This is a genomic window from Pedobacter chinensis, assembly GCF_003339865.1.
Classification (GTDB): domain Bacteria; phylum Bacteroidota; class Bacteroidia; order Sphingobacteriales; family Sphingobacteriaceae; genus Pedobacter; species Pedobacter chinensis.
Genome location: NZ_QPKV01000013.1, coordinates 136,418 through 148,924 on the forward strand (window position 1 = coordinate 136,418; position 12,507 = coordinate 148,924).

Below are 12,507 nucleotides of genomic sequence, written 5' to 3' on the forward strand. Positions count from 1 at the left end.
ATTTGTCCGCAGCGGTCGTGAATGCTAGCAATATTGGGTTGACAGCATACCAATTTTATGGTCTTTCCTACCATTATTACTTATGGACAAACGAATTTCACAAGTTTATTGTAATTTGCAGATACCATCGCTGTTCTATAAAATTCAAAATATACCTTTTTCCGGTTAGTTTTCCAAAGATGCCATATCGATCACAAAACGATACTTTACGTCGCCTTTTTCCAGACGTTCAAAAGCCGTGTTCACATTCTGGATACTGATGATCTCACTTTCTGCTGTAATGTTGTGCTCATAGCAAAAATCCAACATTTCCTGTGTTTCGGCAATGCCACCAATGTTGGAACCCGCAAAACTTCTTCTTCCCATTACCACGTTAAATGCCCCTATTTCCAATGGCTCTGGCGGTAATCCTACCAATACCACTGTTCCGTCGTGGCGCAGTAAGTTCAGATAGGCGTTCACATCGTGTTTTGCGGAAACGGTATCAATGATGAAATCAAGCTTGCGGCTGTATTTAGCCATTTGTTCGTCATCGGAAGACAATACGGCTTCATCTGCGCCCAACCTTTTGGCGTCTTCTACTTTGGATGGCGAGGTAGTGAACACGACCACTTCTGCGCCCATCGCCTTTGCGATCTTAATGGCCAGGTGTCCCAATCCTCCAATGCCTAAAACCCCGACTTTCTTGCCGGGTGCTGCTCCCCAGTGTTTCAATGGCGAATACACCGTAATTCCCGCACACAGCAATGGTGCCGCGGATGCCAGATCGTTGAACTCCGGCATGTGCAGCACATATTTTTCATTGCATACATAGGTTTTGGAAAAACCGCCATAGGTAGCACCTCCCAAAATTTTATCGGGACTGTTGAATGAATAGGTCACGCCCTCATCGCAGAACGGTTCCAAATCCGTTTCGCAATATTCACAGTGTCCACAACTGTCCACGATACAGCCCACTGCTGCCAAATCGCCAACTTTGAAATTCTTTACGTGCGTTCCGACCGCGGTTACCCTTCCCACCATTTCATGTCCCGGTACGATAGGGAACATTGTGCCACCGAAATCATCTTTGATCTGGTGCAGGTCTGAATGGCAGATGCCACAATACAATATTTCAAATTCCACATCGTGTGGCTGTACTGCCCTGCGACCGATGGTCATTTCTTCTAACGGCCGTCCTGCCGATGCAGTTCCGTATGCTCTGACTTGTGTTGTTTTCATATCTGAAATTTATTTTTTAATTTATCTTTTTTGCTTCATAGCGTAACCAAAGCCCGCTTTCCTGCTGTCCATATTCCTGGGAGTATACAAATCGCCCGTAAGCGTGATGCCGTAACGGTTTTTGAATGTTACCTTTTGGCGGCTGACATTGTCACTTAACTGAAAAGTGTACTTATCTTCTGTACTGTTCATTTTTTCTGAATTTTTAGTGTTCGTTTCCTCTTTTTGCGCTTGTCGGCAAGAAGTGAATACCAGCAGGAAAGCTGTTATTGCCAATGCTGTTGTTCTCATTCCGCCTGTTATTTCACGGCTTCTGCGTACTGCTCATCGGTAACGGGTTCCAGCCACTTGTTTTCATTCGTTTGAGGGTTGGAGGTTATGGCAATATGCGAAAACCAGCTATCGGGAGCCGCCCCGTGCCAATGTTCTACGTTGGGGGCAATCTCGATAACATCGCCCGGCTCCATACGCACTGCCGCTTTTCCACGTTCCTGATAATAGCCTGTTCCGCCAGCGGCAATAAGAATTTGCCCACCTGTGTGGCTATGCCAGTTATTACGGCAGCCCGGCTCGAACGTAACGTTGTTCATGGGCACGTTCAGGTCTTTGTTGGTGGTCAATGGTGCAAGCCAAGACCTGCCTGAAAAGTATTGTGCAAATGCCTTGTTTTCTTCTCCCACAGGGAAATCGCTGATTTTTGGGACTGGTGTTTCCATATTATTTTCTTTTTTTGGATTGCCGCAGGAAGTACCCAAGATGAGTACGGTTGCCGCAATCATTGTCTGTAAATATTTCATTCTAATTCGTTTACTACTAATTTAATAGTACAAAGTTCGGAAACGCCTATTCCCTCCTTGTATAAAAATCACTGATTTTCATACCATTTTTACTGATTTGGTTTTTACCTTTTTAAATGAGATTGTAATCACGGCTGCAATTGCCGAAAACGCCATAATCCAAGCCATCGTCCAGCCTGTGCCGTCTGAGAGCCAAGCTAAAAGTACCGTAGATATGATACCGCTGCCGTACTGCAAAGAACCCAATAACGCCGATGCTGCACCAGCCATTTCGGGAACACCATCAAGGACGGCGGCTGTCGAAGTAGCTGCAATGATGCCGTTCATAGAGAAAAAGACAAATACGGGAATAACAATTCTGTAAATACCTCCGATATTCCACTTTGCATCTATTGCCAAAATCAAGGCAGCAACCATCGCTGTTTTGGTTGCAACCCGAAGTAAGGCATCCAAACTGAAACGCTTGACCAAAATCCGGTTAAGAAAACTGATAAGCATTAACCCGACAATATTAAAGGCAAACAACCAGCCATAGTGCTGTGGTTCTATACCATAATAGGTGATATAAACAAAAGGTGAGCTTGCGATAAACGCATAAGCACCTACATAATAGAAAGTAACACAAAGTGTATATCGCATAAACTTCCTGTTCTTTAGCAGAACAGGGTATTTTGAAAAGGCACTTGCTATGGAAGCGTTGGTTCTGTTTGTTATCGGCAACGTTTCTTTGAGCCAATAGGTAGCCAATAGGATAAGCCCGCCAATAATGGAAAGAAACCAAAATATACTGTGCCACGAACTTATTTTTATGAGCTGTCCTCCGATAAGAGGACCGACAATGGGTGCAACTGCCATAATCAGCATTAATGTTGAAAGCGTTTCGGCAGCTTTTGTCCGTCCGTACATATCCCTTACCATTGCTCTTGCCAGCATCGGACCTACACAAGCACCAAAGGCTTGTATTACCCGACAAAATATCATTTGGAAGATATTTTGTGATAATGCACAGCCCACCGAACCAATGATGAAAAGAAGCAATCCTAAGATAAGTGGCATTTTTCTTCCAAACCTGTCACTGAACGGTCCCCAAAATATCTGTGCAACCGCAAAGCCGATAAGAAAACCTGTAATAGTGAGTTTTACATTACCCTTTAGGTCGGTCTGCATCTGTGGCAATGCAGGCAAATAAACGTCCGTTGATAAGGAAGTGAATGCCATTAATGCGCCCAAAAGGGACAGAGGGTCGAAACCGAAATCATCAACAATGCGAACACAATCAGGGCATAGAACACAGGCGACTTTATGGCAGAGGTATGATCCACTCCCGATTTTACGGTTTCGGACTGCTTTTCGCCAAAAGCCTTTTGCCCTTTGTCGGCAGGATAATTCCTCAACAGCAATGCCAGTAAAGGGGTGACCACGATAAGGACAATCATACCGAAAATAAGATAGGTGGTACGCCAACCGTAATTGGCGATCAGATAGCCTCCAAAGGGATTGAAAATAACGCCTCCAATTCCCGAAGCCGCACTGCAAAGCCCGATGAAAAACCCAACGTTTGAATTGAACCAACGGTTGACCATTGTTGGGTAGCTGAGGTACAATAAGAATGCGAGCGTTAGCCCGATGACCGCACCTGCCACGTAGAAGTGCCAGACCGCATCAAACCTTGACATTGCCAATAAGACCAGTCCCAGAACTGCCGAACTGATGGTGAGCAGCCACCTTGCGCTGTATCTGTCCATCAGTTTTCCCGCAACGGAAAGCATCAGGGTAGAAAACAGGTAAACGAAAGTCATGTACAGTCCAAAGTCGCCAACCGACACGCCAAGCTCTGTGCTTACGGGTTTATAAAAAATGCCTGCGCAGCTCATGACCAATCCGATATTGATGCCCATGATCAGGCAACAACAAAAAACGATGACGTAGCCGTAATGAAATTTGGACGATTTGGCCATATCTGTTTTTTTAATTGGTTTCGGGCTGGAGCGGTCCATAGAAATATGATGCCGTAGAACCACCATCAATCAGAAAATCTGCTCCGGTGATGAATGCCCCTCTATCGGACAACAACAGTTCTGCCACATTGGCCACCTCATCTGCCGGCCCGGGACGACCTGCCGGGCATTTGGCAAACATATTTTTGTAAAAATCGCCTCTTGGTCCGTTGATCTCATCCAAAGCCAATGGGGTGATGATGATACCAGGCGAAATGGAATTTACCCTTGCGCCTCTTTCTCCCCATTTCACGGCTTCTGCCATCACTCTTTTTACGTTACAGCGTTTTGCCATTTGATAGGCGTGCAGCGTGTCGTTGATGTTTTCGGTTTTCAGCACCTCCAGATCCAACAGTTCTTCGGTGGGCGTCAAGGCCAGTTGCCTGTCCACCTCGGGGCTCAACGCAGGCATCCTGTGTCCTGACTGGCTTGAAATGGTAATGCCCGTTCCGCCCTGTCTGATCACTTTACCGAACTCTTCCAACAAAAGGGCCGTTCCGTATAAGTCCACTTTCAAAATCTGTTCAATGGAGGCCTGGCTCGGGGATACCCCTGCGGCATTGATGAACATAGAGATTTCTCCCTCTTCCTGTGCTGCTTCGATTAATCCGAGAATGGATGTTCTTGATGAAATATCGACCTCGAACGGAACTGTATCAAAGCCGGCCTCTTTCATTATTTGGGTAATGGTGTTGGCGTTTTCAAGTTTCCAGTCGGCCACAAAAATTTTCTTTCCATGACCCATTCGTCTTGCTATTGCCATTCCTATCTGACCTGCTCCGGTCAATACGATAATGTCTTTTTTAGTGTTCATTTTTTGACTGTTTACGGATGTGCGATCTTTATTTTTTCCAGCCACATAACAACTTTCTTCTGAACCTCGATATGTTTTTCCCCTTCCATCACAAACAAAATTCCATCTCTTTCCTTGCCGCCTTCCATACTAAATCCCTCCGGCACCCTGCTTTCGGGACATAGTCCTTTCACGGTATTAAAACCGTTGCCCACGCCATACCCTGCATTCGTGTTGAAGGGTACGACCGTTTTTCCCTTAAGATCATTTTGCCTGAGAAAACTCTTCATTGGAGGCGGCAGCTCCATCCCCCAGGTTGGAAACCCTATAAATACCACATCGAACTTTTCAACGCTGTCGATCTTTGTTTTGAGCGGGGGCAGGTAACCTGTCCGGTTTTCTTCCGCAACCTGGTCAACCGTTTTTTGATAGTCACCAGGGTAGGGATTTTCTGTTTCCAGTTCTACCAAGGTCCCGCCAACCTTCTGATAAATCATCTCGGCCACGGTTTTCGTGTTTTTGGTCCTTGACAGATATACGATCAAAATTTTCTTTTTGTCCACCGGGGTCTGTGCATTGCTGTAGGATGTCATCAAACCAAGCAGCAGTGGAAGCCAGATGGTTTTGGTCAAACTCAAAAATGCGCGGCATGCTGACTGTTTCGATCTCATCCTTATTCTGTTATAAATGCCCGGTTTATTTTCCCACTCTTTTCTGAAGATGTTCAGGGTATCTGGCACCGGCGACCTCAATCTTCGAGGACGCTTCCTCAATATTCTTAACATCTTCTTTTGACAGTTCCACGTTCACTGCCCCAACATTTTCTTCCAAACGATGGATTTTCGTTGTTCCCGGAATAGGTGCTATCCAAGGCTTTTTGGCCAGTAACCATGCCAGCGAAATTTTGGCAGGCGTAGCGTTTTTCTCTGCCGCAATGGCTTTTACCAGATCGACCATTGACTGGTTGGCCTTTCTGTTCTCTTCGGAAAAACGTGGCACCGTGTTCCTGAAATCGGTGCTTTCGAACTTTGTTTTCTCATTGATCGCTCCGGTCAAAAAGCCTTTGCCCAAGGGGCTGAATGGTACAAGGCCAATTCCCAGTTCATCCAATGCCGGCAGTATCTCTTTTTCAGGTTCGCGCCACCACAAAGAGTATTCACTTTGCAATGCGGCAACGGGCTGTACTGCATGGGCTTTGCGGATGCTTTGCACACCTGCCTCGCTCATTCCGAAGTATCTCACTTTGCCTTCCTGTACCAGATCCTTAACGGTTCCGGCAACATCTTCCATCGGAACATCGGGGTCAACCCTGTGCTGGTAAAACAAATCGATCACATCCGTGTCCAAATGCCGCAATGATGCTTCCGCAACGGCTCTGATCCTTTCGGGACGGCTATCCACTCCTTTGGAAGCATCGCCATCCTGAAAGCCGAATTTGGTAGCAATGACAACCTTGTCACGGAATGATTTAACGGCTTTGCCCAACAAGGCTTCGTTTGCCCCCTGGCTGTATGCTTCGGCACTATCAAAAAATGTGACACCCAGTTCATAGGCCTTTTGAATGAGTGCGATTGCATCTGTCTCGCTGGTCGGGGCTCCATAGCCAAAGGTCAATCCCATACAGCCCAAACCCAGTTCGGAAACTTCCAGTCCGCTTTTCCCTAATATCCTTGTTTTCATTTTCTGTTTTTTTTGCTAAAAAGTTGTTGCCACTGATTTTAAAACAATCCATTTGCCGTTCCGCTTTTCAAGCTGCATCGTCTGTTGCAGCCGCCATTTGTTTCGTGAGCCCCAAATTCGAGCATCAAGCAAATTTTGGCCGACAAACGTGGCTTTGTCGCCTTCTATTTTTACCGAGGTCTTTATTTCTTTGTAGGAATAGTATCTCATTCGCTCTGTTTCAATTTCAGCAAACCATTCTCCTTTGGACTGCACATGACCCGTTATGTGAGTGAGCGTGAAATCATTGTCCACAATTTTGTTTATTCCTTGCGTGTTTATCCCGATCATCAACTCTGTGAGTTGACGGGTTGCCTCCAATATCTGCAGTTCGTCGTTATTATTGATATTGTCCTCCATATCACTTTGGGGCTTTGTTTTTGTTTCAGTATTGGTTTTGCCTCCTGCATCTGAACAGCCGGGAAGCAAGGCGAAGATCATTGCCGATCTGGGCCAAGGTAAATGCCATGATCTGCAAAATTTATTTTTCAGCCTGTTGTGCTGATTGTCCCGTGTAACGTTCGCCCACGATTTCGACTCCCGACAGATCCGCCGTCAGCTTGGCCAGTTCGTTAGCGGCAAACCCATAATCTGCCGTCCACATGTTTTCCTGTAGATGCGCCAGTTTGGTGGTGCCTGGAATGGGAACGATAAAGGGTTTCTTTGCCAACAGCCAGGCCAGGGCAACCTGTGCCACCGTCAGTCCCCTGTGGTCGCCAAACTCTTTCAGTATATCGATGATTGCCCAGTTCTTAATGATTGCATCCGGCTGGTACCGGGGCAGTGTCGGCCTGTTATCATTGTCGGGATTGTACTTTGTCCGTTCGTTGATATAACCGGAGATCAGACCACGGCTTAATGGGCTGTATGGTACAAACCCTATTCCCAATTCTTCGCAAAGTTGCAATACTTCCTTTTCAGGTTGGCGTGTCATCGTTGAGTATTCACTCTGCAATGCCGTTACGGGTTGTATGGCATGAGCCTTGCGGATAAGTTCAATTCCATCTTTGGTCTGACTGAAATCCCGTTCACTCATGCCGAAATGCTTTACCTTGCCTTCTGCTATCAGGTCCTTTACCGTTCCGGCAACATCCTCAATGGGCACATTCGGGTCTATGCGGTGTTGGTACAACAGGTCTATGTAATCCGTCCTTAAACTTTTGAGTGAATTTTCGACTGCCTTCCTGATACTGTCGGGACGGCTATCAAGTCCTATCTCCGGCCTGCCTTCTTTAAAACCGAATTTCGTGGCGATGAGGACATCCTTACGGAAGGGTTCAAGTGCCTCTCCAACCAGTTCCTGATTGGTAAAAGGTCCGTAGGCTTCTGCCGTGTCAAAAAGATTGACACCCAAATCAGGGGCTTTACGGATCAAGGCTATCATTGCTTTTTTATCGGGAATAAAGCTTCTGTGGTAGCTCATTCCCATACAGCCCAGGCCTAGTGGCGATACCTCGATACTGTGGTCTCCGGTTCCCAACTTCCGGATTTTAGTTTTTTGAACAGCCTCGCCGCCTTTTTTGCCTGCCGTGTCACTGCATCCAGTTGCCACTGCTCCAAGTGCTGAGGAAGCCAATAATGTCGTTCCCAACATTGCCCCTTTTTTCAGGAAGTCCCTACGGTTGTTATTTTCCATTGCATTTTTGTCTTATGTGTTTACTGATCAACCTTATTCGAAAAATCTTCAAGTGCCCTTTGCCTGATTTTACTTTCATTTACAAATTTCGGTACTCTATATGGGTACATTCTTATATAAATTACTGTTTTACCTACCAAAATCACTGATTTACAGCTTAGAGCAACGTTACCATGCCGGAATGTGTAAATTTGTATCCAGTAAAACAGCCCAATTATGGAAAACATTGTTTATTTCAATACAGTGACCGATTATAACAATTCTTGCAAACAGCCAACTTTACATCCGTTGGTGAGCATCTTGGATTTATCAAAATGTCCGCCAAGAGAGTGGCAAGCCGGAACCACCGTGAAAATGAATTTTGGGATTTATGCCGTTTTTTTGAAGGATGTGGTGTGCGGAGACATCAGATACGGACGCAATTATTACGATTATCAGGAAGGCACATTGGTTTTTGCAGGCCCTGGGCAGGTTTGGGACGTGGAATATGAAATGTCTAATTACCAACCTCACGGACACGTTCTGCTGTTCCATCCTGATTTGATAAAGGGAACTTCTTTGGGGAAATTCATTGGCGATTACCAGTTTTTTTCTTACAAGACAAACGAAGCATTGCACCTTTCAGAAAGGGAACGGCAACTGGTTTTGGACCTTTTTAATAAAATTCATTTTGAGTTGCAGCAATCCATTGACAAGCACAGCAAAAAATTGATCGCCTCGAATATTGAACTGTTTTTAAATTATTGTGACCGTTTTTACGACCGTCAGTTTATCATAAGAGAAAACGTTAACAAAGGCATCTTGGAAAAGTTTGAGGAAGTGATGGCTGATTATTTCACATCGGACAGGCCTCAGGAAATCGGCCTGCCGTCGGTGGCATATTGTGCTGATGCACTACACTTGTCTCCCAATTACTTTGGTGACCTGGTAAAAAAAGAAACCGGAAAATCCGCACAGGAGTATATCCAGGCCAAATTGATAGATATTGCCAAAGAAAAAATATTCGATCCCAATAAATCCGTAAGTGAAATCGCCTATGACTTGGGGTTCAAGTACCCACAGCATTTCACCCGGTTGTTCAAGCTGAAGGTCGGCGTGTCGCCGAATGAGTACAGGTCACTCAATTAATTTCGGAAACGTAAGGTCCCAAGCACCGGAACGCAGCCAGTTTATTTTGCTATATTTTTTATATACTCCTTTCTGTACTGTTTTGCAGTCTGACCGAATGCTGCCTTAAATGTCTTGTTCAAATGGCTTTCGTCCGTAAAATTCATTTCATCTGCAATTTCAGATATGGTAAGGTCACTGAATCTAAGCCTGGTCCGTATCAGTTTAATTTGTACCTGGTGATGTAATCTTTGATGCTTGTCCCGGTTTCACTTTTGAAATACCTGTTCAAATGATCGGGTGATTTATTGAACTTTTCAGCGACATTTCCGATCTTCAGTAGCTCCTTGTCATATATATGCTGCTGGATGTAGGAAGTGATCTCGTGAACCTTGCTTTTGGGGTTCTCCTGTTTTGCAAAAGAGGTGATCCTTTGCTGGATGTTTCGTGCAATAAAATGCAACAGTAAAAAAACGATATTCTGGACGATGATCTCCTGAAAGGGAAATTGCCCTTCTCTTTCCTTGATCAGCTGATCCATAAGAACATCGAAAAGAGGCCTGTCGTCTTCGCTGATGATGTTGCCGGATATATTATGATGGTTATGGAAGATATACTCCAATCTTTTAAAAAATCCGCTCATGTCCATTTTCTTTTCGTGCCTGTGGGCGGTTTTGGCGAAAAGGCTCTGGGTGAAGTCTACAATGCAGAATCTCGTTGGGCTGTCTATCATGAAAGTATGAGCATCGTCCGGTGTCAGCAGGAACACATCCCCCTTGCTGAAAGTGAAGTGGTTGTTGTTGATGTTATGCACACCGGTTCCTTCCAGCACATAGATCATTTCGAAATAATGGTGCTTATGCAGTCCGGACCTGTTTGAACTTATCTCTTTGATCGTTATCTCTACATCTGTAAAAAGTTGCGCTGATTTCATATCACAAAACTACTGAAAGATATCGGTTTTTTACCTGTTTTGCTAAGGCTCCGCAGTATAACTTTGTAAGGAAATTAATGAGCGTATTATGGAAGCTGCACTTAACGGACCTTCGGGAGGGATAACATCTGAGATTTGGGAGAAACACAAAGCGGCCATCGTAACCGCCCTGTGCCTGGTGCTGATCATTATCGCTTACATAGCAGGTAAAAATAACGCGCCTGTTTTGGAAATCGCTTTGTTCATTCTTGCCTATCTTGTTGGTGGTTACCAAAAAGCACTGGAAGGCATGGAAACACTTGTGAAGGAAAAGGACCTTGATGTAGACCTGCTCATGGTTGTCGCAGCGATTGGTGCCGCGGCAATTGGCTACTGGATGGACGGGGCGATCCTCATTTTCATCTTCTCGCTAAGCGGGGCCCTGGAAGAATACTCGATGGAAAAGACCGGCAGGGACATCAGATCCCTGATGGGACTCATACCGGAAGAGGCAACCTTACTTGAAGATGGCAGGGAGCGCAAAGTTGGGATTGGGGAACTTAGGGTTGGTGATATGGTAATCATCAGGCCTGGCGAGAAAATTGCGGCCGATGGGATCATCACTGCCGGCTTCTCCTCGATCTATGAGGCAACAATTACGGGCGAATACCTTCCTGCTGACAAAGAGAAAGGCCATGAGGTCTTCTCAGGCACCATAAATGGACAGGGAGCAATAGAAGTTAGGGTTTCCAAACCTGCGGGGGAAACTACGATTGCTAAAATTATACACCTGGTCCGGCAGGCGCAGGACGAAAAACCTCCGGCACAGCAATTCGTGGAAAGATTTGAGGGCATTTATTCAAAGGCCGTGGTGGCCATAGCGATATTGTTTATCTTGTTGCCTCCTCTGCTGCTTGACTGGTCGTGGCAGGAGACAATTTACCGGGCAATGATCTTTCTGGTGGTCGCTTCGCCATGCGCTTTGGTGTCTTCGATCATGCCCGCAATCCTTGCTGGTATTTCCAACGCTGCAAGGCACGGAGTGCTCTTTAAAGGCGGAGTACATCTTCAAAATATCAGCGATGTAAAAGTAGTGACATTTGATAAGACGGGAACATTAACCATTGGTCAGCCAAAGGTGATTGATATAATCCCCTTTCAGAATCTATCCGAAACCGGGCTCCTGCAGATCACTGCATCTTTGGAATCCCACTCGGAACATCCTATTGCCAGGGCAATCACCCAAGTGGCAATAGAGCGGCAAATCAACATATCAAAGCCTACAGATCTTCAGGCGCTGCACGGACTGGGAATCAGTGCAAAGATTGACAGCAGGGAATACTTCGTGGGTAAAAAGGATGTGCTTAAAAATGTGCAGATTTCGGAAGAACAAGCAATTCAGGTAGAAAATTTGGAAACAGACGGCAAAACCGTGATCTATATCGCAACTGGGGAACGGCTGTTGGGACTGATCACCATTCAGGATAAAATTCGGGGATGGGCAAGCAGGATTGTAGGGGAACTAAAGCAAATGGGCATAAAAACCGTAATGCTGACTGGAGATACAGAAACGACTGCCAGGGCCGTGTCTGAACAGGCAGGTATAGAATTATACTACGCTGAACTGCTTCCCGAGCAGAAAGTTGAAATGGTCAAACAGCTTCGATCAACGTATGGAAAGGTTGCCATGATAGGAGATGGAGTAAATGATGCGCCCGCACTAGCGGCAGCTTCAGTCGGCATTGCCGTTGGATCGGGCGGGACAGATATAGCCATAGAAACGGCGGACGTGATCCTGGTAAGGGATAACATTGAAAATATACCTTTTGCCATCAACCTCGGCAGAAGAACACAAATGGTGATCAAACAAAACATCGTCTTTGCGATAGCTGTAGCGCTTACACTGGTTACGTTGAATTTTATTGGTGGAAGGATCAACCTGCCCGAAGGCGTGATCGGTCATGAAGGAAGTACGGTTCTCGTTATACTAAGTGGATTGCGATTGCTGAGGTAATAAGGCTGCTTTGTTTTTGCCTCTGATATGGGTACGCGAGATAATAATTGAGCACAAAATACTTATAAATTTGGACTTCTTTGATTCTTGTTTTCAGCTTGTAAGAGGTGAACAGAGTGGGGTAAAACAGGAGCGAGCCCCGGGGGTTTGAATCGCCCGGGTTCGCTTAATTTGTTCTTGACCGAGATTGTAAAATAAACTGTGTCAAAAGTCAAAATCACTAACTTTAGATACAGTTTATTATGATGAGAGAAGAACAGCTCGATTATGAGCTAATGAAACAAAAGGCCCTCGAGCAATTGCGCTCAGG

Annotated in this window: 14 protein-coding genes; 2 read left to right on the forward strand and 12 right to left on the reverse strand. The window is 45.5% G+C overall.

All coding sequences use genetic code 11. The features are described from left to right. Nucleotides 1–165: 165 nt before the first annotated feature. The 10 genes from DU508_RS21530 to DU508_RS21575 form a co-directional block, all read right to left on the reverse strand. Nucleotides 166–1,221: an NAD(P)-dependent alcohol dehydrogenase gene (locus tag DU508_RS21530; RefSeq protein WP_115404725.1), complete on the reverse strand. Its 1,056-nt coding sequence runs from the start codon at nucleotides 1,219–1,221 to the stop codon at nucleotides 166–168. Nucleotides 1,222–1,242: 21 nt separating this feature from the next. Further along, on the reverse strand, nucleotides 1,243–1,512 hold the full coding sequence (locus DU508_RS24010; RefSeq protein ID WP_199562761.1) for a hypothetical protein: 270 nt from the start codon (nucleotides 1,510–1,512) through the stop codon (nucleotides 1,243–1,245). Nucleotides 1,513–1,520: 8 nt separating this feature from the next. Further along, the gene (locus DU508_RS21540; RefSeq protein WP_115404726.1) at nucleotides 1,521–2,018 is read right to left on the reverse strand and encodes a cupin domain-containing protein; all 498 of its coding nucleotides are present in this window, start codon (nucleotides 2,016–2,018) and stop codon (nucleotides 1,521–1,523) included. 78 nt (nucleotides 2,019–2,096) lie between these two features. Then, entirely contained in the window at nucleotides 2,097–3,236 is a 1,140-nt protein-coding gene (locus DU508_RS21545) for a multidrug effflux MFS transporter (protein WP_115404727.1), read from the reverse strand. Then, nucleotides 3,236–3,976, reverse strand: coding sequence for an MFS transporter (locus tag DU508_RS21550; RefSeq protein ID WP_158542226.1), 741 nt, complete (start codon nucleotides 3,974–3,976; stop codon nucleotides 3,236–3,238). The genes DU508_RS21545 and DU508_RS21550 overlap by 1 nt, the downstream gene beginning before the upstream one ends. Nucleotides 3,977–3,986: 10 nt before the next feature. Continuing rightward, complete coding sequence (locus DU508_RS21555; RefSeq protein WP_115404729.1) at nucleotides 3,987–4,829, reverse strand: SDR family oxidoreductase; 843 nt, start codon at nucleotides 4,827–4,829, stop codon at nucleotides 3,987–3,989. A gap of 11 nt (nucleotides 4,830–4,840) precedes the next feature. Further along, complete coding sequence (locus DU508_RS21560) at nucleotides 4,841–5,479, reverse strand: flavodoxin family protein (protein WP_199562762.1); 639 nt, start codon at nucleotides 5,477–5,479, stop codon at nucleotides 4,841–4,843. A 25-nt stretch (nucleotides 5,480–5,504) separates the two neighbouring features. Continuing rightward, nucleotides 5,505–6,488: an aldo/keto reductase gene (locus DU508_RS21565; protein ID WP_115404730.1), complete on the reverse strand. Its 984-nt coding sequence runs from the start codon at nucleotides 6,486–6,488 to the stop codon at nucleotides 5,505–5,507. Nucleotides 6,489–6,503: 15 nt separating this feature from the next. Then, nucleotides 6,504–6,968, reverse strand: coding sequence for a nuclear transport factor 2 family protein (locus DU508_RS21570; RefSeq protein WP_199562763.1), 465 nt, complete (start codon nucleotides 6,966–6,968; stop codon nucleotides 6,504–6,506). Nucleotides 6,969–7,008: 40 nt separating this feature from the next. Continuing rightward, nucleotides 7,009–8,163 carry an aldo/keto reductase gene (locus DU508_RS21575; protein ID WP_115404731.1) on the reverse strand — a complete coding sequence of 385 codons (1,155 nt, stop codon included), beginning with the start codon at nucleotides 8,161–8,163 and terminating at the stop codon, nucleotides 7,009–7,011. A gap of 216 nt (nucleotides 8,164–8,379) precedes the next feature. Between DU508_RS21575 and DU508_RS21580 the strand changes: the two genes are divergently transcribed. Then, nucleotides 8,380–9,291: a helix-turn-helix domain-containing protein gene (locus tag DU508_RS21580; RefSeq protein WP_115404732.1), complete on the forward strand. Its 912-nt coding sequence runs from the start codon at nucleotides 8,380–8,382 to the stop codon at nucleotides 9,289–9,291. A 41-nt stretch (nucleotides 9,292–9,332) separates the two neighbouring features. Here DU508_RS21580 and DU508_RS24390 read toward each other — a convergent pair whose 3' ends face one another. Together DU508_RS24390 and DU508_RS21590 are read right to left on the reverse strand one after the other, a co-directional pair. After that, the gene (locus DU508_RS24390) at nucleotides 9,333–9,500 is read right to left on the reverse strand and encodes a helix-turn-helix domain-containing protein (protein ID WP_115404733.1); all 168 of its coding nucleotides are present in this window, start codon (nucleotides 9,498–9,500) and stop codon (nucleotides 9,333–9,335) included. Beyond that, entirely contained in the window at nucleotides 9,491–10,204 is a 714-nt protein-coding gene (locus DU508_RS21590) for an AraC family transcriptional regulator (protein WP_115404734.1), read from the reverse strand. The genes DU508_RS24390 and DU508_RS21590 overlap by 10 nt, the downstream gene beginning before the upstream one ends. A gap of 88 nt (nucleotides 10,205–10,292) precedes the next feature. Between DU508_RS21590 and DU508_RS21595 the strand changes: the two genes are divergently transcribed. Next, nucleotides 10,293–12,197, forward strand: a complete 1,905-nt coding sequence (locus DU508_RS21595) for a heavy metal translocating P-type ATPase (RefSeq protein ID WP_115404735.1) — start codon at nucleotides 10,293–10,295, stop codon at nucleotides 12,195–12,197. The last annotated feature ends 310 nt before the right edge of the window (nucleotides 12,198–12,507 follow it).

Bases quoted from the DNA above. Each gene is read 5' to 3' on its own strand.
- DU508_RS21595 (WP_115404735.1), top strand. From the start codon at position 10,293: ATGGAAGCTGCACTTAACGGACCTTCGGGAGGGATAACATCTGAGATT.
- DU508_RS21560 (WP_199562762.1), bottom strand. From the start codon at position 5,479: ATGAGATCGAAACAGTCAGCATGCCGCGCATTTTTGAGTTTGACCAAA.
- DU508_RS21575 (WP_115404731.1), bottom strand. From the start codon at position 8,163: ATGGAAAATAACAACCGTAGGGACTTCCTGAAAAAAGGGGCAATGTTG.
- DU508_RS21550 (WP_158542226.1), bottom strand. From the start codon at position 3,976: ATGGCCAAATCGTCCAAATTTCATTACGGCTACGTCATCGTTTTTTGT.
- DU508_RS21590 (WP_115404734.1), bottom strand. From the start codon at position 10,204: ATGAAATCAGCGCAACTTTTTACAGATGTAGAGATAACGATCAAAGAG.
- DU508_RS21555 (WP_115404729.1), bottom strand. From the start codon at position 4,829: ATGAACACTAAAAAAGACATTATCGTATTGACCGGAGCAGGTCAGATA.
- DU508_RS21580 (WP_115404732.1), top strand. From the start codon at position 8,380: ATGGAAAACATTGTTTATTTCAATACAGTGACCGATTATAACAATTCT.
- DU508_RS24010 (WP_199562761.1), bottom strand. From the start codon at position 1,512: ATGAGAACAACAGCATTGGCAATAACAGCTTTCCTGCTGGTATTCACT.
- DU508_RS21565 (WP_115404730.1), bottom strand. From the start codon at position 6,488: ATGAAAACAAGGATATTAGGGAAAAGCGGACTGGAAGTTTCCGAACTG.
- DU508_RS21545 (WP_115404727.1), bottom strand. From the start codon at position 3,236: ATGGCATTCACTTCCTTATCAACGGACGTTTATTTGCCTGCATTGCCA.
- DU508_RS21570 (WP_199562763.1), bottom strand. From the start codon at position 6,968: ATGATCTTCGCCTTGCTTCCCGGCTGTTCAGATGCAGGAGGCAAAACC.
- DU508_RS21530 (WP_115404725.1), bottom strand. From the start codon at position 1,221: ATGAAAACAACACAAGTCAGAGCATACGGAACTGCATCGGCAGGACGG.
- DU508_RS21540 (WP_115404726.1), bottom strand. From the start codon at position 2,018: ATGAAATATTTACAGACAATGATTGCGGCAACCGTACTCATCTTGGGT.